Annotated in this window: 22 protein-coding genes and 1 riboswitch; all 22 genes read right to left on the reverse strand. The window is 42.3% G+C overall.

Going from position 1 to position 21,570, the window contains the following annotated elements; all coding sequences use genetic code 11:
• Positions 1-11 precede the first annotated feature (11 nt).
• Positions 12-187, reverse strand: a riboswitch (Lysine riboswitch).
• A 103-nt stretch (positions 188-290) separates the two neighbouring features.
• The 22 genes from AC0NJP_RS03570 to AC0NJP_RS03675 all read right to left on the reverse strand — a co-directional run bounded on the left by AC0NJP_RS03570 (position 291) and on the right by AC0NJP_RS03675 (position 21,519).
• On the reverse strand, positions 291-995 hold the full coding sequence (locus tag AC0NJP_RS03570; RefSeq protein ID WP_474038639.1) for a general stress protein: 705 nt from the start codon (positions 993-995) through the stop codon (positions 291-293).
• Positions 996-1,080: 85 nt separating this feature from the next.
• Positions 1,081-1,335, reverse strand: a complete 255-nt coding sequence (locus AC0NJP_RS03575) for a YlmC/YmxH family sporulation protein (RefSeq protein WP_474038640.1) — start codon at positions 1,333-1,335, stop codon at positions 1,081-1,083.
• 13 nt (positions 1,336-1,348) lie between these two features.
• Positions 1,349-1,657 (reverse strand): hypothetical protein, encoded by a 309-nt coding sequence (locus AC0NJP_RS03580; protein WP_474038641.1) that lies wholly within the window; start codon positions 1,655-1,657, stop codon positions 1,349-1,351.
• A gap of 57 nt (positions 1,658-1,714) precedes the next feature.
• Positions 1,715-2,161 carry a dUTP diphosphatase gene (gene dut / locus AC0NJP_RS03585; RefSeq protein WP_474038642.1) on the reverse strand — a complete coding sequence of 149 codons (447 nt, stop codon included), beginning with the start codon at positions 2,159-2,161 and terminating at the stop codon, positions 1,715-1,717.
• A gap of 1 nt (position 2,162) precedes the next feature.
• The gene (locus AC0NJP_RS03590; protein WP_474698790.1) at positions 2,163-3,410 is read right to left on the reverse strand and encodes a M16 family metallopeptidase; all 1,248 of its coding nucleotides are present in this window, start codon (positions 3,408-3,410) and stop codon (positions 2,163-2,165) included.
• Between the two features lie 161 nt (positions 3,411-3,571).
• Positions 3,572-4,450, reverse strand: a complete 879-nt coding sequence (locus tag AC0NJP_RS03595; RefSeq protein WP_474698791.1) for an N-acetylmuramoyl-L-alanine amidase family protein — start codon at positions 4,448-4,450, stop codon at positions 3,572-3,574.
• Positions 4,451-4,462: 12 nt separating this feature from the next.
• A complete protein-coding gene (locus AC0NJP_RS03600) occupies positions 4,463-5,656 on the reverse strand; it encodes a glycosyl hydrolase family 18 protein (RefSeq protein ID WP_474698792.1) in 1,194 nt (397 codons plus the stop codon).
• A gap of 123 nt (positions 5,657-5,779) precedes the next feature.
• The gene (locus tag AC0NJP_RS03605) at positions 5,780-6,496 is read right to left on the reverse strand and encodes a polysaccharide deacetylase family protein (RefSeq protein WP_474698793.1); all 717 of its coding nucleotides are present in this window, start codon (positions 6,494-6,496) and stop codon (positions 5,780-5,782) included.
• Positions 6,497-6,635: 139 nt separating this feature from the next.
• Entirely contained in the window at positions 6,636-7,373 is a 738-nt protein-coding gene (locus AC0NJP_RS03610; protein ID WP_474038647.1) for a FadR/GntR family transcriptional regulator, read from the reverse strand.
• Positions 7,374-7,412: 39 nt separating this feature from the next.
• Entirely contained in the window at positions 7,413-8,816 is a 1,404-nt protein-coding gene (locus AC0NJP_RS03615) for an FAD-binding oxidoreductase (RefSeq protein ID WP_474698794.1), read from the reverse strand.
• 226 nt (positions 8,817-9,042) lie between these two features.
• On the reverse strand, positions 9,043-10,629 hold the full coding sequence (locus tag AC0NJP_RS03620; RefSeq protein WP_474038649.1) for an L-lactate permease: 1,587 nt from the start codon (positions 10,627-10,629) through the stop codon (positions 9,043-9,045).
• Positions 10,630-10,961: 332 nt separating this feature from the next.
• Positions 10,962-13,070, reverse strand: a complete 2,109-nt coding sequence (locus tag AC0NJP_RS03625; RefSeq protein WP_474698795.1) for a polyribonucleotide nucleotidyltransferase — start codon at positions 13,068-13,070, stop codon at positions 10,962-10,964.
• 162 nt (positions 13,071-13,232) lie between these two features.
• Positions 13,233-13,499, reverse strand: a complete 267-nt coding sequence (rpsO, locus tag AC0NJP_RS03630) for a 30S ribosomal protein S15 (protein WP_474038651.1) — start codon at positions 13,497-13,499, stop codon at positions 13,233-13,235.
• Between the two features lie 129 nt (positions 13,500-13,628).
• A complete protein-coding gene (locus AC0NJP_RS03635; protein WP_474698796.1) occupies positions 13,629-14,555 on the reverse strand; it encodes a bifunctional riboflavin kinase/FAD synthetase in 927 nt (308 codons plus the stop codon).
• Position 14,556: 1 nt separating this feature from the next.
• The gene (gene truB, locus AC0NJP_RS03640) at positions 14,557-15,435 is read right to left on the reverse strand and encodes a tRNA pseudouridine(55) synthase TruB (RefSeq protein ID WP_474698797.1); all 879 of its coding nucleotides are present in this window, start codon (positions 15,433-15,435) and stop codon (positions 14,557-14,559) included.
• A complete protein-coding gene (locus AC0NJP_RS03645; protein WP_474698798.1) occupies positions 15,432-16,382 on the reverse strand; it encodes a DHH family phosphoesterase in 951 nt (316 codons plus the stop codon). Before AC0NJP_RS03645 ends, truB begins: the two co-directional genes overlap by 4 nt.
• 1 nt (position 16,383) lies before the next feature.
• Positions 16,384-16,740: a 30S ribosome-binding factor RbfA gene (gene rbfA / locus AC0NJP_RS03650; protein ID WP_474038751.1), complete on the reverse strand. Its 357-nt coding sequence runs from the start codon at positions 16,738-16,740 to the stop codon at positions 16,384-16,386.
• A gap of 18 nt (positions 16,741-16,758) precedes the next feature.
• Positions 16,759-19,383 carry a translation initiation factor IF-2 gene (gene infB, locus AC0NJP_RS03655; protein WP_474698799.1) on the reverse strand — a complete coding sequence of 875 codons (2,625 nt, stop codon included), beginning with the start codon at positions 19,381-19,383 and terminating at the stop codon, positions 16,759-16,761.
• A gap of 21 nt (positions 19,384-19,404) precedes the next feature.
• Positions 19,405-19,719, reverse strand: a complete 315-nt coding sequence (locus tag AC0NJP_RS03660; protein WP_474038656.1) for a L7Ae/L30e/S12e/Gadd45 family ribosomal protein — start codon at positions 19,717-19,719, stop codon at positions 19,405-19,407.
• Positions 19,716-19,985 (reverse strand): RNase P modulator RnpM, encoded by a 270-nt coding sequence (gene rnpM, locus AC0NJP_RS03665; RefSeq protein ID WP_474038657.1) that lies wholly within the window; start codon positions 19,983-19,985, stop codon positions 19,716-19,718. The genes AC0NJP_RS03660 and rnpM overlap by 4 nt, the downstream gene beginning before the upstream one ends.
• 2 nt (positions 19,986-19,987) lie before the next feature.
• Positions 19,988-21,034: a transcription termination factor NusA gene (gene nusA, locus AC0NJP_RS03670; protein WP_474038658.1), complete on the reverse strand. Its 1,047-nt coding sequence runs from the start codon at positions 21,032-21,034 to the stop codon at positions 19,988-19,990.
• A 26-nt stretch (positions 21,035-21,060) separates the two neighbouring features.
• A complete protein-coding gene (locus tag AC0NJP_RS03675) occupies positions 21,061-21,519 on the reverse strand; it encodes a ribosome maturation factor RimP (protein WP_474038659.1) in 459 nt (152 codons plus the stop codon).
• Positions 21,520-21,570 lie beyond the last annotated feature (51 nt).

The raw sequence follows: 21,570 nt of genomic DNA on the forward strand, positions 1-21,570 counted from the left end.
CTTCTTACATCAAATGAGATAGCGCTCCACCAAGCTTATCATTGGTGACAGTCTTATACCTATTTGGCACAAAACCAGTATAATAACCTAGCAGTTACTTATACTTCGGCAGTTAACCCTTTTCTTCCAGATCATCAACGCTACTCTTCCTGAAAGTACTCTTGTTACCTGCACCTCTATATCATAAAGATTCACAAATATGAAATTAGTAACAGTTTACACCATTCTCCTAATAGCTGTCAATGAAAATTACCAACTTTTTTGTCTTTATCAAATTTATTAACAGCGTATCACGATTGACCAATCGCGTGAGTATTCACCTCACTAGCCCCATTTTGTGTAAAAATCGAGCTTGCTTGTGATATTTTAGTTCCCGTAGTACGAACCATAGCCAAAATTTTCCCTTGCGTAATCTTTTCTTCATAATCTTTGCTGGCTTCTGCCGGAATACCATAATCAATTAAACCGCCAGCAATCCCGCCAGCTACAGCACCACTTAGAGCTGCCGCAATCGGACCGGCAGCGGCAATCGGACCAATACCGGGAATTGCCAAGGCGCCTGCGCCAACTAGCAACCCGCCAATGCCGCCAAGCGTACCGCCAGCCAAAGCCCCGTCCGTTACATCGTCATTATAAAAATCAGTCGATTCGGCGCCTTCGGCTTGCTGTTTAGCCACAATGTTAATTTCTTCTGTCGTAAATCCTTGTTGACGAAGCTGATTTACAGCCTGTTCTGCCTGGTTTTTCTGTTCAAATGAAGCAACAACCATCGTTACAGAACTGCCTGCTCCCATAGAGCCGCTTACCTGATTTCCCGATTGTGAAGATTTCGCATTAGAAACTTCTGTAGCAAGGGGCGCGCCAGATTCTATCTGACTTGGCTGATTCATAGCTCCCAGCGTAGTCGTTGACCCCGGGCGAACTGTTTGCGACAACGAAGCGTCATAAGCAGACGTAACAGTCCCCGTTTGTGAAGTATCAGTACCTTCTCTCATGTATTTCCCTCCTTAAAATGACAATAAACAAGAATGACTCTTCTTATATTGTCTCTTAAAGCAAGAGAAATATACAAAAGCAAAATTATTCGATTGCTTTCGATGAGCGTCCGTCAACTAAGATAAAATCCTGGCCAATTCGTTTAATCGTCGGCCAAGGAATCGCAGCAATTTTTTCTGAGCGGAAAAATTGCCAAAAGTCGCCATACCGTGGTAGCAGCATAGACTGAATTCTTCCTGTTGCTTCATCAAAGCAAAGCTCACATTCATCAACTACGCCAAGACGTGACCCATCAGCAAGGTTAATGACTTCTTTGCCTTTCATTTCCCATAAGCGCATGCAGTCCACCTTCTCATTCTTTAGTAAAGAATATCCCCCATAAGGGCTGTAGTAAAGTGACAAGGAGCGAGAAAAAAGCGAGAGGGTCAAAGCTTAGTCCATAAATAAATAACACTTCCGGGACAGCAATTTTCAAAAAAGCCGCAGCCATAATCAGCGATAAATAAATTCCCCCTGCCGTTGCCACCAGATCTGTCAATGCCATTGATAACGGTGAAACAGCTGTTTTAAGGGCTGGGCTTTGGCGAATTCGCTTCAGTCGCCATTTGAGCGAAAAGAAAAAGCTAAGGCCCAAACAAGCAAGTAAAAATAATTCGGCCATAATCAGCCTCCTCTTTTTACTAGCTTATGCCAAATCTTTTCCTTTAAGAAGAAAAATTTACTTGCCAGTACTGCCAAAGCCACCTTGGCGCTCTGCTGGCGTTTCATCTTGATCTACCGTGAGATAAGAATAAAAAATCCCCTGAGCTAGACGCATGCCAGGAACTATTTCAAAAGGCTCTTTGCTAAGATTTAGTAAAGCCAACATAATATGTCCTTCATTGTCTGGATTATCATAATAGTCAGCGTCAATAATTCCTTGCCCATTGGCAAGACAAATTCCAGATTTTACAGCTAAGGAAGATCGTATATGAATACCAAGATATTCATTAGACTGCATATACGCCTTTAAGCCAGTCGGTACAAGCGTTACCGTCTGTGGCATTAGAGTAAGTGTGCTCACAGCGGCAATATCATAGCCAGCGCTAAAGCGAGTACTTCGCTTCGGCAAAGCAAAACCAGCTGTTTCATATTGTTTTACCCAACAAAAACCGCGTTGTTTCATCTTAAGAAAACTCCTTTCCTATCTCGAGACTTTGGATCGGACCTAAAGCGGTACAGGACACATCAGCCAAATGGATCGTATCGAGAAAATGCTGTAAGCTCTTTGGAGTAACAGCATCAATTTTAGCCACTACATCTTCTAAAGAAACAAAGCGCTCCAAAGTCAGTTCATTGCGGCCTATACGCGACATACGGCTTCCTGAGCTTTCTAAGCCTAAAAATAGATTACCCTTAAGCTGTTCTTTGCTCTTCTCTAATTCCTGAGCTGAAAATTTTTCTGATTTTAACTTTTGCCAATTTGTTAAAATCAAGTTAAGTACTTCCTGCGCGTTGGTGGGACGAGTGCCGGCATAAACGCTAAAAAGGCCGCAGTCGCGATAACTTGTCTGATACGAATACACAGAATAAGCAAGACCACGTTCTTCGCGAATCGATTGAAATAGACGCGAACTCATGGAACCGCCTAAAAGATTATTCAAAATATGCACATTATAAATATCCGGCGAAAGATAAGTAACACTGGGGAAACTGACACAAATATGAACCTGTTCTGTATCTTTTTCTTCTACTTTTAACGCAGCTTGATAGGAAGGTCGTTTGATCTCTACCGCCTTCGCCTTTCCCTGCAAAGCGCCAAAATATTTTTCTACTATGCGAACTACTTCCTCATGCTGTAAATGTCCGGCAGCAGCAATTACCATATTATCGGGCTGATAGCGAGCCTGGTAATACGCCAGTAGCATTGACTGATTAAACCGTTCAATTGCTTCTTTCGTGCCCAAAATATTGCGTCCCAAAGCATGCTGAGGCCACAACTGCTGTAAATGAAGATCATGGATCATTTCTTCCGGTGCATCTTCATACATATGCAATTCCTCTAGTACAACTTGACGCTCTTTCTCTAAATCCGTTTCTTGAAATTTAGAATGAATCAACATATTCGCTAAAAGGTCCGCTGTGAATTCTAGATGATGATCTAAGACTTTCATATAAAAACAAGTATATTCTTTAGCCGTAAAGGCATTGATTTGTCCGCCGATGGCGTCAACGCGTTCCGCAAGTTCCTGTGCCGTAAACCGATCAGTTCCTTTAAATACAAGATGTTCGAGGAAATGAGAAATCCCATGATTTTCCTCTGTTTCAAAGCGCGATCCCGTACCAATCCAAACACCAAAGCTGATCGACTTTACATGGGATAGTTCTTCCGTGACAACGCGGATTCCATTTGACAGCACCGATTTTTGATACATGATAAGCTCCTTTTTTTCCATAATTCGATCTATTCTTTTCTTAATGTTCGCTTAAGCCGAATTAAATCCTGCCTTTTTCGCGTTTTCTAAAAAACGAAAGCCAAAACAAAGCAATTTAATATACTCTGTTTCGGCTTATTTGTCAATTAAAATCAGATTTTTTATAAGTTAAAATAAGAAGATATGCCTTGGAAAATTCCTTGTGCAATTTGGTTTCGGTAAGAATCACTATTTAACTGGATCGCTTCTTCCTGATTGGACATAAATCCCATTTCAATCAAAATACTTGGCATAGATGGATTACGAATTACGTAAAAATTAGCTTGCTGAACACCCTTATCAACCGCTCCAGTCGTTTGAACCAATGCCCTTTGGACTAATTGAGCCAACTGTGTTGAAGCAGCGCTAGAGTAATAAGTCGTAGCTCCATGAATTGTTGTATCATTATTTTCATTAGAGTGGATGCTGATAAATAAATCAGCCTGATTTTTTTCAGCCATCGCCACTCTTGCTGCTAATTCTTCCGTAAGTGTACTTCCGATCGGAGCCACCGTCTGATCACTGGAACGAGTCATAATCACGGTAGCACCGGATTGCCGCAACAAGTCTCTCACTTTAAGACCAACAGCTAGGTTATTATCAGACTCACGAAAACTACCGACTACTGAACCAGGATTTGTGCCACCATGACCGGGATCTATCAGAATTGTTTTACCGTAAAGAGCTCCTTTACTATTACTGCTCCCGCTATGACTTCCGCCGCTTATCCCGGTTGACGGTAAACTCCCAGAACTGGAAGAATTACTAGAACTAGAAGCACCAATATGCAGCAGTGGTCCTAATATTTTTTCAAAAATAAAGCTAAACAAACCACCTAATAAACCACCGCCTGATGTAGGAGCTGCAACGGTTGATGTAGTAGCAGCCGTTAAAATTTGTGCTACATCAGGCGTAGCTGCGATAGCCGTGGCACTAAAAGATGCAATTTGCACGATACAAAAAATCAACAAAATTAGAATAACTCGTTGTTTCGTTCGCATAAAACTCCTCCTCTATGGAATCCATTTTGTCTGAAGCATTGGCCAAAAATCAGGATCTTCTTCACCTAACTTCCAAAGCGCCGCACCTGCTAAATCATATTTTTTCACCAAATCTAACTTATAGGCCAGACTGCGACTATTCTCAAACCATACTTGATGGCTTGTCCCATCTTTTTCTTGATAGGAAAAATGAGATGATTTACTTGTTTCGTCCCAAAGAACATTCGCTTGGTACTTTTGCTGCAACTTACTGACTTCTCCATACTCTAAACTAGTCACGCCTTTTACTGACCAATCATAACCATAGCCAGCCAAGCCAAGATATAATTTCTTCTTAGGAATAAAATTCAGAGCATAAACTACACTGCGATCTACCCAGCTTATATCAGCAATGGCTCCGGCATCACTCCAAGTTCCGTGATGATCGTAGGTCATTACAATCAGCTTGTCAGTATAACTTGCCAGGGCGGCATAATCATAGACCGCTGCCACATCATTGTTTTCATTTTCTTTTGGAAAAACATCCATCGATACGATATAGCCCTGCGGCTTTAACTCACGACTCAATTCGGCCATAAACGTAGTTAAATCTTGCTTACGTGCAGCTGATACGCCTTCAAAATCAATATTTACGCCATCTAAATGATATTTCTTAATATAGGCGCTTATACTTTCTATCGCTTGACTTCTTGCTGCTTGATTTTCTAGCATAGTATCAATTGGCGCAATTCCAGTTGTCGCTTTTGCATTATTAACAAGCAAGAGTACCTGTCGTTGATTCCTATGAGCTAACGCTACAACAGCTGTATGATCGTCGCCGCCACGATTCGTAAGATCTCCCGTCTCACTCAGAGTAGCCCAAAACGGAGCAATCGTTCCAATTTGATTTGTATGACTCAAAAAATCCTGGTAGGATGATTGATCTTGACCATACCATTCCGCATAAAAGCCAATCAGTTCTTTACCAGAAGAATTCAAAGTATTCTGGCCGGAATGATCTGCAGATGCTGATTGACCAAAAAACTTTCCTAGTAAAAGACCTAGTAAAAGATCCATAATGTTTACTTGTCCAGAGCTACCGCTTGTACTAGCTGTCGTAAACAGATCCTGTGCTGAAAAAGCGGCGGCAGAACGAAGGGGCAAAAACAAGTGAAAAACTAAAGTAATAAACAAGCAATAAGCAAACAACACCCGGCGTTTCTCCATGAAATCCTCCCGACTAATAGCTGACACAAAAAAGCGTAACAAACTTCTTTTAACATTATGTTAACAATGATAACATAGCCTCCCCCAAGGGGCAATTGAACTATTTGGCAAAAAAAGCAGGCCTCACTGGGCCTGCTTTTTCGAAGCAATTACATCAGATACGGTTGTAATTTGATAACCTTCTTCCGTTAATTTTTGGATCAAACCAGGCAAAGCCTGAGACGTTGCAGCCATTGGATGCATTAAAATAATGGCGCCTGGATGAATTTTTTTCATAACTCGGCTCATGATGACTTCTGGTGATGGTTTCTGCCAATCTATCGTATCAATACTCCACAACGTCGTTGTATAACCAAGTTCTTGAGCAGCGAGAAGGACAATATCATTAAATTCACCATAGGGTGGCGCATATAAACGATTTGTTTGCCCTGTAATACTTTCAAGCAATGCAGCTGTTTGCAAAATTTGTTCTTGATTTTTTTCTTTACTCAAACGATTGGGATGAGGATGGTTATAACTGTGATTGGCAATTTCGTGACCTGCTTCAGCTAAACTTTTAACAAGATCCGGATGTTTTTCTGCCCAAATTCCGCCGATAAAAAAAGTAATATGGTAAGGCTTTAATCGTTCCGCCATAATTGGTAAAATATCTTCACCCCAAAACACATTGCAAGCAAAAGCCACTTTCTTCTCGGCCGCGTCGCCTTGATAAATCGGCTGCGGCTTTTCAAAAGCTAAAAAGGGCATAAAGAAAAGAGTAAGACACAACGCGGCACCGCCAAAAAGAAAGCACCAATTTTTCCACCTGCGTGAACCAGAAAAGATCCATACCCTAACCATCTTATCGCCGCCTCATATGATTCGTTTTCTGAAAAAAACTGACTGCCTATATTATATATATTGAACAACTAGGACGCCTATGCAAAAAGAGTCGGCATAAAGCCGACTCTTAAAAAATAATCATTCTGTTGTAGTTATCCTAGATTTGCTCTCGCGTCTCAGTACGAATTTCCATTTCATATTTTGAATCAAATTGACTGCGTACAAAAACCATATGTTCTGTCATCGCTTCCCTAGCCTTTTTCACATCACCAGTGGCAATGGATTCATAAATTGCTTTATGCTGATGCAATAAAATGGAAGAATTTTGTCTATCACTGATAATCAAATAGCGCATATTCACGATATGATGACTCACCACTTCATGAATCGAAGAATATAAGTGATAGAGAAGACGATTATGGCTAGCTTTGGCAATCAGCGTGTGGAAATTCTTATCTACTTCCGCAAGAAGCGGACTTTCCTGAGATGTTTGAAACTCCTGTACACACGCCGCTAAAAGTTGCAATTCCTCAGGTTTAATTTTTTCAGCAGCGAGGCCGGCGCACTGTATTTCAAGCATCGCCCGCACCTCGCTTAACTCTGTCGGATTGTCCTCAAGCATAAAAACAAGTGAGAGTGGTTCAAAGAGTTTTTCTTCCGGAAAAGCAGAAGCGATAAAAGTTCCCTCACCGTGATGACTCACAATAAGGCCAAGCATCTCTAACGCTCTTAAAGCTTCTCTGATCGCTGTACGGCTTACGCCGAGTTGTACGGCCAAGTCTCTTTCTGACGGCAGCTTATCCCCCTTCACCAATCGTTTGTGATAAATCATTTCTTTAATTTGATCAATCACAAGCTCATATAATTTCCGGGTTACAATCTGCTGGAATTTCATTCTGGAGACCCCTTTTCTACAGTCAGTAAAACCAAAAAATCAATCTACAGCAATTACTTTGCCTGGGTTAAGAATATTTTTCGGATCTAAAGCTTGTTTAATTGCTTTCATCATTTTGAGTTCGACAGGACTGCCATATTCTTCTAACAGTTTCAAGCGTTTATAGCCAATGCCATGTTCACCTGACAATTTTCCGCCAACTTCGTAAACAGCTGAATAAATTTCATGCTGCAGTTTCGGCAGTTTATCATGCCATTCTTCTTCAGACAGCTGATCTTTCAAAATATTAGCATGAATATTGCCATCACCGGCATGACCCGCGCAATGAATTGCGATATTATATTTTTGACCAATTTCAGCGATTTTTTCTACAGTCTCAGGAATTTTATTCATCGGAACTACAATATCTTCCATGGAGAAAATCAAGCTGCGAGACCGATCAGCTTCAGCATAAGCTTTTCTTGCTTTCCAAATTCGTACAGGATCAGCTACAAGAACGCTCATAGCGCCATGTTCAGTAGCCAATTCATCAATTGTAACGCATTGTTCTTCCAGAAGTTCTTCATTGTCGCCTTCAATAGAGATAATGATATAGTGACCATCTTCACTATTTGGCAATTTTTCATTCAAGAACTTTTCACAACATTTAATCGACTCATTGTCCATAAATTCAACACAAACAGGCGTAATTCCTGCTGCCATAACCTTAGGTACAATGCCAATTGCTGTCTTCAAATCAGGGAATACAGCTAAAAGATCAAATACATTTTTCGCCAAAGGAACCAGTTTGAGATAGCATTTGGTAATAACGCCTAGCGTTCCTTCTGAACCAATCATCAAATTAACAAGGCTATAGCCAGTAGAATCTTTTTTGCATTTGCCGCCTAATGTTACAAGTTCGCCATCAGCTGTTACAATTTCCACACCATTAACCTGTTGACGAGTCGTACCGTATTTTACGGCTTTATTACCGCCAGCATTTGTAGCTACGTTACCTCCGATAAAAGAACTGTCACCGCTGCAGGGATCGCCAGCATAGAGGAAGCCTTTTTCATTGGCAGCTTTTTGTACATTGGCTGTCGTAGCGCCAGGTTCTACCACCATAAACATATTTTCTTCATCAATTTCTAAAATTTTATTCATCCGTTCTACGGAAAGAACGATGCCGCCGTATAAAGCAACTGATGCGCTTGTGAAAGCCGTACCGCCGCCACGAGCGATAATGGGTACATTGTTATCAGAAGCCAATTTTACAATTTCAGCTACTTCTTCTGCCGTTTCTGGTAAAACAACCGCTTCCGGCAATTTCGTATAGTGAGAATCAGTCAATTCATCATGAGAATAAGGTTCTAATTTGTCTGCATCAGTATAAACAAATTTTTCACCAACAACGCCTTTTAACTGTTCAACTAATTCTTTTGTCACTTGATTGTACTTGCTCATGGTATCGTCTCCTTTTTTATAAGTGGTAAAGTGGTATTACCAATTTTCCTTACTCTCAGAATACTTTGTTTACTATTTTTTGTCTATCAGAGAAATTCGGCAAAAAAACTTCTTATTGAGCCTTATAGGCAGTATTTAGCAAATTCTTTGCCTTCATTCAAGTCTTTGCGATATTTTACAATAAATTTGATCCCTATCCGATAAATCTTCATAGCTACTATGATTTTTATAAAAAGAGATGAGTAGCGTTTACGAAATATACCCAAGCCCCTAACAGCAGCGTATAAAGTAAACAATATCCAGCTGTAGCACGAAGAATATCGCCTTCAATTCCGACTTGCCCGGTCGCCGATGTAGCAATAGCAATACTTTGCGGCGAAATCATCTTGCCAGCTGTAGCGCCGCTTGTATTGGAAGCTGTGATCCAGGTTGGATCGGCGCCAATTTGAATCGCTGTCTGTTTTTGTAAAGCACCAAACAAGACATTGGCATTTGTATCACTGCCAGTAACAAAAGTGCCAAGAGCGCCGATAATCGGTGCAATAAAGGGATAAAAGCTGCCTGTAGTTTGGGCAAGAGCAAAGGCAATATCCGATACCATGCCAGCATAACCCATAACTTTAGCCAGAGCAACAATCGAAACAACTGTAATTGTTGTTTTCTGAAGTTGTACGCAGGTTTTTTTGAAAACAGCACCCAAATCGCTGCCAGAAGCACCTTGCAATAAGCCGCCAATCAGTGCGCCTAGCAAAATTAACGTGCCAGGTGTTAAAATCCAGGCAATCGACATAGGTTTGCCGCCTGGTCCGTAATAAATCTGCACGGAAGATTGAATGGTTCCCAGCATTTTGCTTACAGCCGGCCAAACAGCGTTGTTCGTTCCTAAAATAAACACAAATAAAAGTACATAAGGTGACCAAGCAATACATTGCTCTTTAAAAGTCGTTTCAAAAACAACTTTTTTCTGCGCCGTATTTGCTTCATCAGGGAAACGCCAATCCTCAGCAGGCGGCGATATTTTATTCCAAAGAACAATGACAGCCATTGAGCAAACAGAGCCAACAATGGATGTGAGTTCCGGTCCCATATAAGCGGCAATAATCAATTGCGGCACGGCAAAAGCAAACCCGGCAGCAATCGCCATACCAGTGACCCCTTTAAAACCGGAAACACTTTTTGTCATAATCCAAATTAGCGCAAGTGGTATTACAATTACGAAAGGAGTTAACTGAATCGCACAGTCTAAAGTCAATCTAAGTACATCAAGATCAGCTACTTTAGCCAAGGTAATTACAGGAATCCCTACAGCGCCAAAAGCAACTGGCACGGTATTGGCAATCAAGCAGATGACAGAGGCGAAAAAAGGATGAAATCCTAAACTGATTAGGATGGCAGCTGGAATTGCAACAGCAGTACCAAACCCGGCAGCCGCTTCCAAAAAAGCGCCGAAGCCCCAAGCAATTAAGAGCGCCTGGACACGGCGGTCACTGGAAAAGCTAGCCATGACACCTTTAATTTTATCCATTGCCCCTGTTTGTAGCGTCATATTATAAGTAAAAATAGCTGCAAAAATAACCCATAGAATTGGCCAGATAGCCAAAACAGCTCCGTCTAAAGCGCCTGTTATTACCAGACTAACTGGCATTTGCCAGGCAAGAGCCGCGAGAGCCATACTCAGAACCATAGCAATAAAGCAGGTCTTATGAGCCGGCATTTTCCATACGCCAAGACTTAACAAAAGCCATAAGAGTGGAATAAAAGCTACAAGAGCTGATAATCCAATGCCAAGCGGATGTTGGACAATTTGCCACATAATATTGAATCCCCTCACTTATTCTTTTATCTGTGACGAAAAAAACGATGGCGATTTTCCATAAATCACTCTGTGTAAATGCTAGACGCCTTTCTGACCGCTCATACCCTTTTCTATAACTGTTTCTCCCCTATATCCAAGCCTCCTTTCATCATTCGCTTAAGGAAAGAGACCTGATGGTCAGACCAGTAATCCAACAATTTCATTATAAAACTTTTTATCTATATAGTCTATATTTTTAAATATTTGTGAAAAAAATAACCATTCAAAACAATTTGCAGGCAAAATATTTATATAAAAAAAGAACCAGCTATCAGCTGATTCTTCTGTTATTATTCGGATTTTTCGCTACTTTGTTCTTTTTCTTGCTGCAATAAAAGCTCTTTATGTGAAAGATTTACACGGCCCTGACGATCAATTTCAGTGACTTTAACCTGAATTTCATCACCGACAGCAACAACATCTTCAACCTTAGCCACTCGTTCCTTGGCTAATTGGGAAATATGAACAAGTCCTTCTTTCCCTGGCAAAATTTCCACAAAAGCGCCGAAATTCATGAGACGTGTTACTTTGCCATTATAAATACCGCCAACTTCTACATCGCGTACGAGATTCTCAATCCAAGCAACAGCCTTATCGCCAGCTTCGCGCTGCACAGCAGCAATAAAGACTTTACCGTCATCTTCAATATCAATGGTAACGCCTGTTTCTTCAATAATCTTTTTGATAATCTTACCGCCTGGCCCAATTACATCGCGAATTTTATCGGGATGAATCTGCATAGTAATAATGCGTGGCGCGTAAGCAGAAAGCTCACTGCGTGGTACAGAAAGCGCTTCAAGCATTTTCCCACGAATATGCATACGGCCTCGTTTGGCTTGTTCCAAAGCCGCTTGAAGAATTTCTCGCGTAATACCGGCAATTTTAATATCCATCTGAATCGCTGTAATCCCTTGATCTGTGCCAGCTACCTTAAAGTCCATATCGCCGAGCGCATCTTCCATCCCTTGAATATCCGTCAAAATAGTGAAGTGCTCACCGTCTTTTACAAGCCCCATCGCCACACCAGCTACAGGCCGTTTAATAGGAACACCAGCATCCATCAAGGACAAACTGCTGCCGCAGACACTGGCCATAGAACTAGAACCATTTGATTCTAAAATTTCTGATACAAGTCGAATGGCATAGGGAAACTCAGTTTCTGATGGAATAACTGGTAACAAGGCTCGTTCTGCCAAGGCGCCATGACCGATTTCACGGCGACCAGGACTACGCTGCGGTCGTGTTTCGCCAGTGCTATAAGGTGGGAAGTTGTAGTGATGCATGTAGCGCTTCGAATCTTCCACGCCAACACCGTCTAAAATCTGAGCGTCGCCTAAAGCGCCGAGAGTAGTCAAAGTTAAGGCTTGCGTTTGCCCACGCGTAAAGAGCGCTGAACCATGAGTTCTCGCGAGTAAGCCAACTTCGCAAGTAATTGGACGAACTTCTTCTAGCGCACGACCATCAGGACGAATTTTATCAACAGTAATCATGCGGCGTACAATTTGTTTTAAGAGCTTTTGCATTACATAGCTTACAGCCTTGCCGTTTTCCGGATAGACTTCTGCAAAGTGTTCCGCTGCCTGACTTTTCACTGTCTGAATCTGTTCTTCGCGGATCTGTTTATCAGGATGCTTTACAGCCTCTGTTAATGGATCTGTCAAATAGGCACGTACAGCCGCATCTATTTCAGGATCTACAGCAAAGAGTTTTACTTCCATTTTTTCTTTGCCCACTTCGGCCATCATTTTCTCCTGAAATGCCACGAGTTCTTGAATGACTTTATGGCCAAACATAATTGCTTCTAATACGGTTTCTTCGCTGAGTTCATGAGCGCCGGCTTCTACCATCAAAACGGCATCTTTCGTACCAGCTACAGCCAGATTTAATTCGCTTTTCGCTTGCTGATCCACACTAGGATTCACAATATATTCGCCATCAATCAAACCAATACGCACCCCACCGATCGGACCATTAAAGGGAATATCCGAAATACTTAAGGCGCAGGAAGCACCGATCATCGCGGCCATATCTGGCGGATTATCTTGTTCAACTGATAAAACTGTGGCAATGATTTGTACGTCATTACGGAAGCCTTCCGCAAATAAGGGACGAATAGGTCGGTCAATCAAGCGGCAAGTTAAGATTGCCGACTCACTAGGACGCCCTTCCCGTTTAATAAATCCTCCAGGAATTTTCCCTACAGAATAAAGTTTTTCCTCATAATCCACTGTCAAAGGAAAAAAGTCAACGCCTTCGCGCGGCGCTGCTGAAGCAGTAGCTGTAACAAGAACAGCCGTATCGCCATAACGGACAAGAACGGCACCGTTTGCTTGTTTTGCCATCTTGCCTGTCTCTACGGTCAGCTCACGCCCACCTATTTCAATAGAAAAACTATGCATACCCGATAATCCTCCTCTTTTTCTAACCCATTTCTTTATCCAAAGATAATCTCTTCGACATTTTTCTTATTATTTCCTGTTTCCAAGAAATTAAACAAGAGAAAAAGGAAACAGGCCATATTCTTTCCCATATAATAAAAAAGCGGTCTAAGCCGCTTTTTTTTACTTGCGAAGATGTAATTTTTCAATAATGGTGCGGTAACGTTCGATTTCAGTTTTGCGAAGATAGTTCAGCAAACCACGACGCTGACCAACCATTTTCAAAAGACCACGACGAGAATGATGATCTTTCTTATGTTCTTTCAAATGATTCGTCAAGTAGTTAATTCTTTCCGTAAGAATTGCAATTTGCACTTCCGGTGATCCCGTGTCACTTTCATGAACACGATAGGTTTCAATTAGCTGTTGTTTTAATTCTGGTGTTAACATAATAAAAAAGCCTCCTTAAAGTCATTAGAATCGCCAATAGCCAAGAACATCGCTGGAGAATCGACGACCCTCGCTATGGTTTCCTTCGAATCCTTGCTTATTTTAGCATAGGTCTCTGCAAAAGTAAAGCTAGCCCTTAGAGAAAAATCTGCGAGCCTTTTGTATGTCTAATTCCATTTGCGCAATTAAAGCATTAACATCTGAAAAAGTGATTTCTTGGCGTAAATGTTCCTGCATAAATACAGAAACTTCCTGCCCGTACAAACTTCCCGAAAAATCCAGCAAAAATACTTCTAGGCGCCGCTCTTCACCATGAAAAGTAGGATTTGAACCAATGTTAGCCACTCCTTGGTAAACCATTTCAGCCACTTTCATAGTTACCGCATAAACACCGTCAGCTGGTAATAATATACTTGGATCTACCGCAACATTTGCGGTGGGAAACCCGAGCAGACGGCCACGCTGATCACCAGTAACGACAAGCCCCTGCAATTCATAGGGCCTGCCAAGAAAGTTCATAGCTTCCTGTACTTTTCCGTCTGTTAACAAACTGCGAATTAAAGTAGAACTAACAGTGGCACCGTCTTTCGTAACCATAGCAAAAACCTCAACGGCAAACCCCAAGAGTTGACCGGCTTGACGCATCATTTCGCTATTGCCTTGTCCCTTATAGCCATAGGAATAATTGTCACCAATGACAATTAAATAGGGCTGAAGGCTTTTCACAAGCAACGCAACAAAATTCTGCGGCGTAATTTTAAAAAACTCTTCGGTAAAAGGAATCGTCACAAGTATATCTAGCCCCATATCTGCCAGTAGCTGCGCTTTGCGCTCTTGGGTCATTAAAAGTTTTGGCGAATGATCTGGGAAAAGAATAGCGCGGGGATGATTACTGAAAGTAAATAAAACGCTAACTCCGCCTGACTCTTTTGCCGAAGTAATTACTTTTTCCACAAGCTGGCGATGACCAATGTGCAATCCGTCAAAAGTCCCTAAGGCAATGGCCGCAGGGGAAAGCTGCGTCGGCAAATCTGCCAAACTTTTGTATATCTTCATCTTAGAGTCTCTCCTCAGCTCCTAGAACTTTTTGCGGCAAAAGCTTTTTACCGCAATCCGACTGTTTGCCAATTCCTAGCAAGTCTCCCTGCTTCGTAAAAACTGCGTAAGTTGTACCAACTGCTCCAGATAAAAGAAGAAAGCGACCGTGAATAAAATCATCAGCTTCCTTATCATTTAGCTGACACATCGGCAAATCTCTAAGTACCTGGCTAGGCGCTACAAGATATTTAAGAGGCTCTTTCGCTATTTCCTCCGCTGTAGCAGCTGAAGCAATTGAAAATCCGCCGACAGCAGTTCGAAGTAAGAAGGTAACCGTACCGTGCATGTGCAGGCTTCTTGCTAAATCCCTGCCTAAAGACCTGATGTAAGTGCCTTTCGAACAAATTACATCAAATAAAACACTTTGCTCTTGAACTGCCAGAAGATCAATTGCCTCAATTTCGACTTTACGACTAGGCACTTCGACTGTTTTTCCTTCCCGCGCTAGTTCATAAAGTTTTTTCCCGCCTTGTTTAATAGCGGAATAAATCGGCGGTGTTTGTTCAATGGTGCCCAGAAAAGCAGCCAAAGCGGCTTGAATCTCTTGTTCACCGAGCTTACGCACAGGACTTTTAGCTGTAATCTGACCAGCTTCATCACCAGAGTCAGTCTCATAGCCGAAAGTAAGTTCAACACGATACTGTTTATTGGCATTTGCCGTATATTCAATGAGGCGTGTAGCCTGCCCTATGGCGACAGGTAACACTCCGGCCGCTGCCGGATCAAGCGTTCCGGCATGCCCCACTTTTTTTAGACCATAGGTGCGCCGCACAAAAGAAACGACATCATGCGATGTCATACCTGGCGGCTTTAAAAAATTCAGAAACCCACTTGTCATTCCTTATTCTCCAATTCCCGAACCGCTAGCTTACATATCATTTCTTTGGCTGCAGAGATAGTGCCTATAAAGGTGCACCCTGCTGCCCGTACATGACCGCCGCCGCCAAGAGCCAAAGCAATTTTACTGACATCGACGTGTTTAGAGCGCATACTGATCCGAACAGTCTGTTCATCAACTACTTTGAATAAAGCAGAAACCTCTACTCCCTCTATACTTCGCGGATAATTGATTAGCCCCTCGGTATGATCACTGCCTTTGGCTAAAACTTCTGGCGATGCCGTCAAAAAAGCAATTTGATTATCAGCAAAAAATTCCAGCGTTTTAAGAATATCTGCCATAGTAGTAAGACTTTCTACCGAACGCAATTCTAGCGTTTCGGCAATTTTATGGGGCTGCGCTCCAGCCTCCATCAGTTCGGCAGCAAAACGCATCGTCTGCGGTGAAGTGTTGGTATATCGGAAGAAGCCAGAGTCTGTAGCAATCCCGGTATAAAGACAAACAGCCATATCAGCCGAAACAACTGCTTCAGTTTCTCTAAGTAATCCGTAAATAATTTCTGATGTGGCCGAAGCCGCTGTATCCAAAAAGAGATAGTCCGCAAAAGCTGTATTTGATACGTGATGATCAATATTTAGCACTGGTGCCTTCACAGTTTCCTTGACTTTGCCAAGGCGTTCTTCATCACTAGCATCAAGGACGACAAGAAGATCCGCCTGAACCGGTGAAACAGGCTGAAAAATGTTCTCATGGCCGGGAAGAAAGAAAAGATAGGGCGGGACAATATCGTCAAGCAGCATGTCTACTTTTTTCCCTTGTTGACATAAGTAAAAATAAAGACCTAGCATTGCACCCAGACAATCTCCGTCTGGGTGCACATGAGGCGTCAAAACAATATGCTGGGCCTCGGCAAAAAGCTCATGCACTTTTGCTGCTGTAACCTTCATCTTATTGACCGCCTTCTTCCGCCTTAATCTTCAACAGAAGTTTTTGTATATGATCACTATAATTTAATGATTCATCAAGATGGAGCGTCAATTCCGGTGTCATACGCAGGCGAATGCGTTTGCCCACTTCAGAACGCATATGGCCGAGAGCTCGTTGCAAGCCCTCCCACGTAGCAGCCTTTTCTTCATCACTGCCCATGAGGCTTAAGTAGACCTTCGCACTGCGCAAATCTCCTGTAGCCTCTACCTGTGTTACGGTAACAAAGCCAATTCGGGGATCTTTCAGCTCTGTGAGAATCATTTTGCTTAATTCTTGTTTAATAAGTTCCTGTACTTTTTCAACGCGCAGTTGACCCATCACTTTTTCCTTCCTTTCTTACGACTGGACGGATGGTTTTACTTCTTCCATAACGAAGGCTTCAATAATATCGCCTTCCTTAATATCACGGAATTTTTCCACAGTAACGCCACATTCATAACCAGTTGCTACTTCTTTCGCATCATCTTTAAAGCGTTTCAGTCCATCCACAACGCCTTCATGAATAACAATGCCATCGCGAATAATTCGAACTTGCGATTTATTCGTGATTTTGCCTTCAAGTACGTAAGAACCAGCAATCGTAACTGAGGAAATCGTAAAGACTTTACGCACTTCCACACGACCAAGCACATTCTCTTTAAAGGTAGGTGCGAGCATACCAGTAATAGCCGCCTGTACATCATTAATGGCATCATAAATTACGCGATACGTACGAATATCGACTTTTTCTGCTTCCGCCGCTTTACGTGCATTATTGTCAGGACGTACATTAAAACCGATAATGAGTGTATTTGATGCAGAAGCCAACATGACATCAGATTCATTAATAGCGCCGACAGCCGCATGAATTACATTTACACGCACTTCATCATTTTTCAGATTCAAGAGCGCTTGTTTCAGCGCCTCAATAGAGCCTTGTACATCCGCTTTTACAACAATATTTAACTCTTTTAAATTACCTTCCTGAATTTGCTTGAAAATATCTTCCAAGGAAACTTTCGAAGATTGTTGCATTTCTTCTGTACGCTTTTTCGCCAATCGTTTTTCGGCAATACCACGAGCAATTTTTTCATCGACAGCTTCTAAAATATCGCCTGCTTCAGGCACATCAGAAAGCCCTAAAACTTCAACAGGTGTAGACGGACCCGCTTTTTTTACTTTTTCACCACGGTCATTAACCATAGCTCTTACTTTACCATGAGCGGTACCAGCAATAATGGAATCGCCAATGCGAAGTGTCCCCTTTTGCACAAGTACTGTAGCAACAGGGCCACGACCTTTGTCAAGCTGTGCTTCGACGATGGTACCATAAGCCATCCGATCTGGATTGGCCTTTAATTCTTGCATTTCAGCCACTAAAAGAATCATTTCTAATAGTTCAGGAATGCCGCTTTTCTGATGAGCTGAAACGGGTACCATAATGGTATCGCCGCCCCAGTCTTCTGGAATCAAGCCATGATCTGCTAACTGTTGTTTTACTCGGTCAGGATTGGCTCCGGTCCGATCCATTTTATTAATGGCTACGATAATTGGTACATTGGCCGACTTGGAGTGATTAATTGCTTCAATCGTCTGAGGCATCACACCATCATCAGCTGCCACAACGAGAATCGAAATATCTGTTACTTGAGCACCGCGGGCACGCATAGCTGTAAAGGCTTCATGACCAGGCGTATCAAGAAAAACGATTCGTTTGCCTTGATAATTCACCTGATAGGCACCGATATGCTGCGTAATGCCACCAGCTTCAGAAGCCGTTACATTCGCTTTACGTATCGAATCCAACAGCGATGTCTTACCATGGTCAACATGGCCCATAACAGTTACAACAGGCGAACGCGGCACAAGATCTTTCGGATCATCAATGACTTCCGGCGTTTCTGTCGGATCTACTTCTGGCGGCAAAGCTTCTACTGTCACACCAAATTCTGCCCCTAAAAGCACTGCCGTGTCAAAATCGATTTCCTGATTAATTGTGGCCATAACGCCAAGCCCCATGAGCTTTTTAATAATTTCGCCAGCTTCACGACTGCATTTAGAAGCGAAATTTTTAACACTAATCTGTTCGCCTACTAAGATATGGGTTGGTTTCGGAATTTCCATTTTGGGCGCTGGCGGCGCCTGATGTGTTCTATGGCGATTATTATTTTGGGGACGGTTCCGATTCTGATTGTTATTCTGTCCACGGCCAGCAAAGTTATTATTGCGCGACTGTTGATTCCCGTTACGATTTCCTGGCGCATTATTTCTATTATTCTGTCCTGGCCGATTATTACCGCCAGCAGGGCGATTTGTCGTCTGTGGGCGATAATTAGTACCTTGCTGCTGAGTATTACCACTATGTTGTGTATTACTATTATGCTGTGTATTACCGCTATACTGCGTATTACCGCTACGCTGCATATTACCACTATGTTGCGTATTACCGCTATGTTGTGTATTACCGCTATGTTGTGTATTACCACTACGCTGTGTATTATTATAAGGCGGTCGATTATTTGTATTTCTTTGTTCATTACCGCGATTTTGGCCTTGGTAATTTGGCCGATTATTGTAGGTTCCGCTCTGTTGCGAGGCGCCTTGATGCTGATTATTAGGCGATTTCACACCGGGAGCGCCTGTTTGCTGGCGCGGCTGATTGCCCTGACCGTAACTTCGTTGTTGCTGCGAATATTGCGGCCGTCCACCTGATGGATTTTGTCCTTGTCGATTTGCAGCTTGCGGTCTTGCCTGTGATGAATTGCTAGACACAGCCTGTTTTGGCGCAGTCTGTTCTTTATGTACCGTCGGCGTCGGTGTAGCTTTTCTGGCAAAAGTCCGATCAACCAAAGCTTTCGCCGCCTCATCAACGCTGCTCATATGGTTCTTCGCCACCATATTATTGCGCGTTAAAATATCAATAATAACTTTACTTGTTGTATCATATTCTTTTGCTAACTCATAGACTCTGTATTTTGACATTGAGCCACCCCCAAATTTCTCTTACTCTCCCATTTGACTAAACTCCTTATGTACAGCATTAGAAAAACCTTTATCTGTAAGAACCAGCGCAGCGCGCTCTCCCTTGCCGACAGCCAATCCAAGCTCCACCTTCGTCAGTGCTGTAATACAAGGCACCTGATAATAAGAAGCCATATCATTATAGCCTTTTTTTGTAGCCTCCGAAGCATCCTGCGCAATTACGAGCAAATGGGCCTGTCCTGCCTTGACCGTTTTTTGCACTTGTGCATCGCCAGAAGCAATTTTTCCTGCTTTTTGCGCTAAGCCAAATAAAGAAAACATTTTTTTTACATTCATTCTTGTTCCACCGATTCCAACAATACTTGATACACCGCCGGATCAATCACTTGTTTTAACGAGCGTTCCAAGCGCTTCCCTTTAAAAGCTTGTTCTAAACAAACTTTGCTTTTGCAGACATAGGCGCCTCGCCCAGCTTTCTTACCAGTCGGATCAATCGATACTTCGCCCTCGGGCGAACGAACAATTCGCGTCAACTCTTTTTTGTTTTTCAACTCTTGACAACCAACGCACAATCGCTGCGGTATCTTTTTTTGCTTCATCATGATTACTCCTCAGCAGCCAGCGCCTGCGATTCTGACTTGATGTCAATTTTCCAGCCTGTCAATTTAGCGGCCAGCCGCGCATTCTGACCTTCTTTGCCAATAGCTAGAGAAAGCTGATAGTCAGGCACAATCACTTTTGATACTTTTTCAATTTCATTGACTTCTACGGAAACAACTTTTGCCGGGCTTAAAGCATTGGCAATATATTTTTCCGGATCAGTATTCCATTTTACAATATCAATTTTTTCGCCTTTTAGTTCATTTACGATTGTCTGTACTCGCATGCCTTTATGACCGACGCAAGAACCGACTGGATCAATATCTTCATCACGAGAATGAACCGAAATTTTGGAACGCAAACCAGGTTCTCTCGCTACCGATTTAATTTCTACAATGCCATCATGGATTTCGGGAACTTCCAATTCAAATAGACGTTTCAATAGACCAGGATGCGTTCTAGATACCATAATTTGCGGCCCTTTTGTCGTCTTTTTCACTTCAATAATATATGTCTTTAACCGATCACCATGTTTATAGGCTTCCCCGGCCATCTGTTCTGACGGCGCCAAAATAGCCTCTGCTTTTCCTAGATCAATAAATACATTTTTCTGTTCAATACGCTGTACAATGCCTGTTACAATATCGCTTTCCCGACTAGAAAACTCTTCGTAAATAATGCCCCGTTCCGCTTCACGAATCCGTTGTACTACGACTTGTTTAGCTGTTTGAGCCGCAATACGACCAAAATTTTTCGGCGTCACTTCAATTTCAACTACGTCTTCTAGCTCATAACGCCAGTCCATAGCTCTGGCATCTTTCAAGTCAATCTCCAGACGCTCATCTTTTACTGCTTCCACTACAGTTTTACGAGCATATACATGAATCTCGCCAGTCACTCGATCTAATGACACGCGCACATTCTGAGCTGAACCGAAATTTCGTTTATAAGCAGAAATTAACGCCGCTTCAATGGCATCAAACAGCACCACAGGAGCAATTCCCTTCTCCCTTCCTAATTCTTCAAAAGCCTGCATAAACTCTGCATTCATTATTTTTCCCCCTATTTAATTTTCCTCTAAAATTCAATGTACAATCTAACTTGCGAAACCTTGTCTTTGGGAAAAGAGCGACGTTCACCATCAAGGTCTAGCAAAATGCAGCCATCTTCCAAGCCAAGCAGAATTCCATCAAAACTTTTTTGCCCATCGAGCGGCGCAAAAGTATGAACAGTTACCTTATCGCCTTTATGACGAACAAAATCCCGCTCTTTTCGCAGTTGCCGATCAAGACCGGGTGAAGAAACTTCCAAATAGTAACTTTCCGGAATAGGGTCTAGCTCATCAAGTTTATTTTCGAGCTGTTCACTAACAAATTGGCAGTCTTCTAGTTCAACACCGCCAGGCTTATCAAGATAAACACGCAAAAACCAATCCCGTTCTTTTACATATTCTACGTCAACGACTTCCATGTCACGACCTTGGATAATTTCAACAACCAGACTTTCCACAAGTGCTTCAACTCTTGCATTTGCCATTCACTCATAACCCCCATATAAAACATTACAATTATTATTTCCTAATAATGC

The sequence above is a fragment of the Pelorhabdus sp. sgz311002 genome (genome assembly GCF_056134285.1).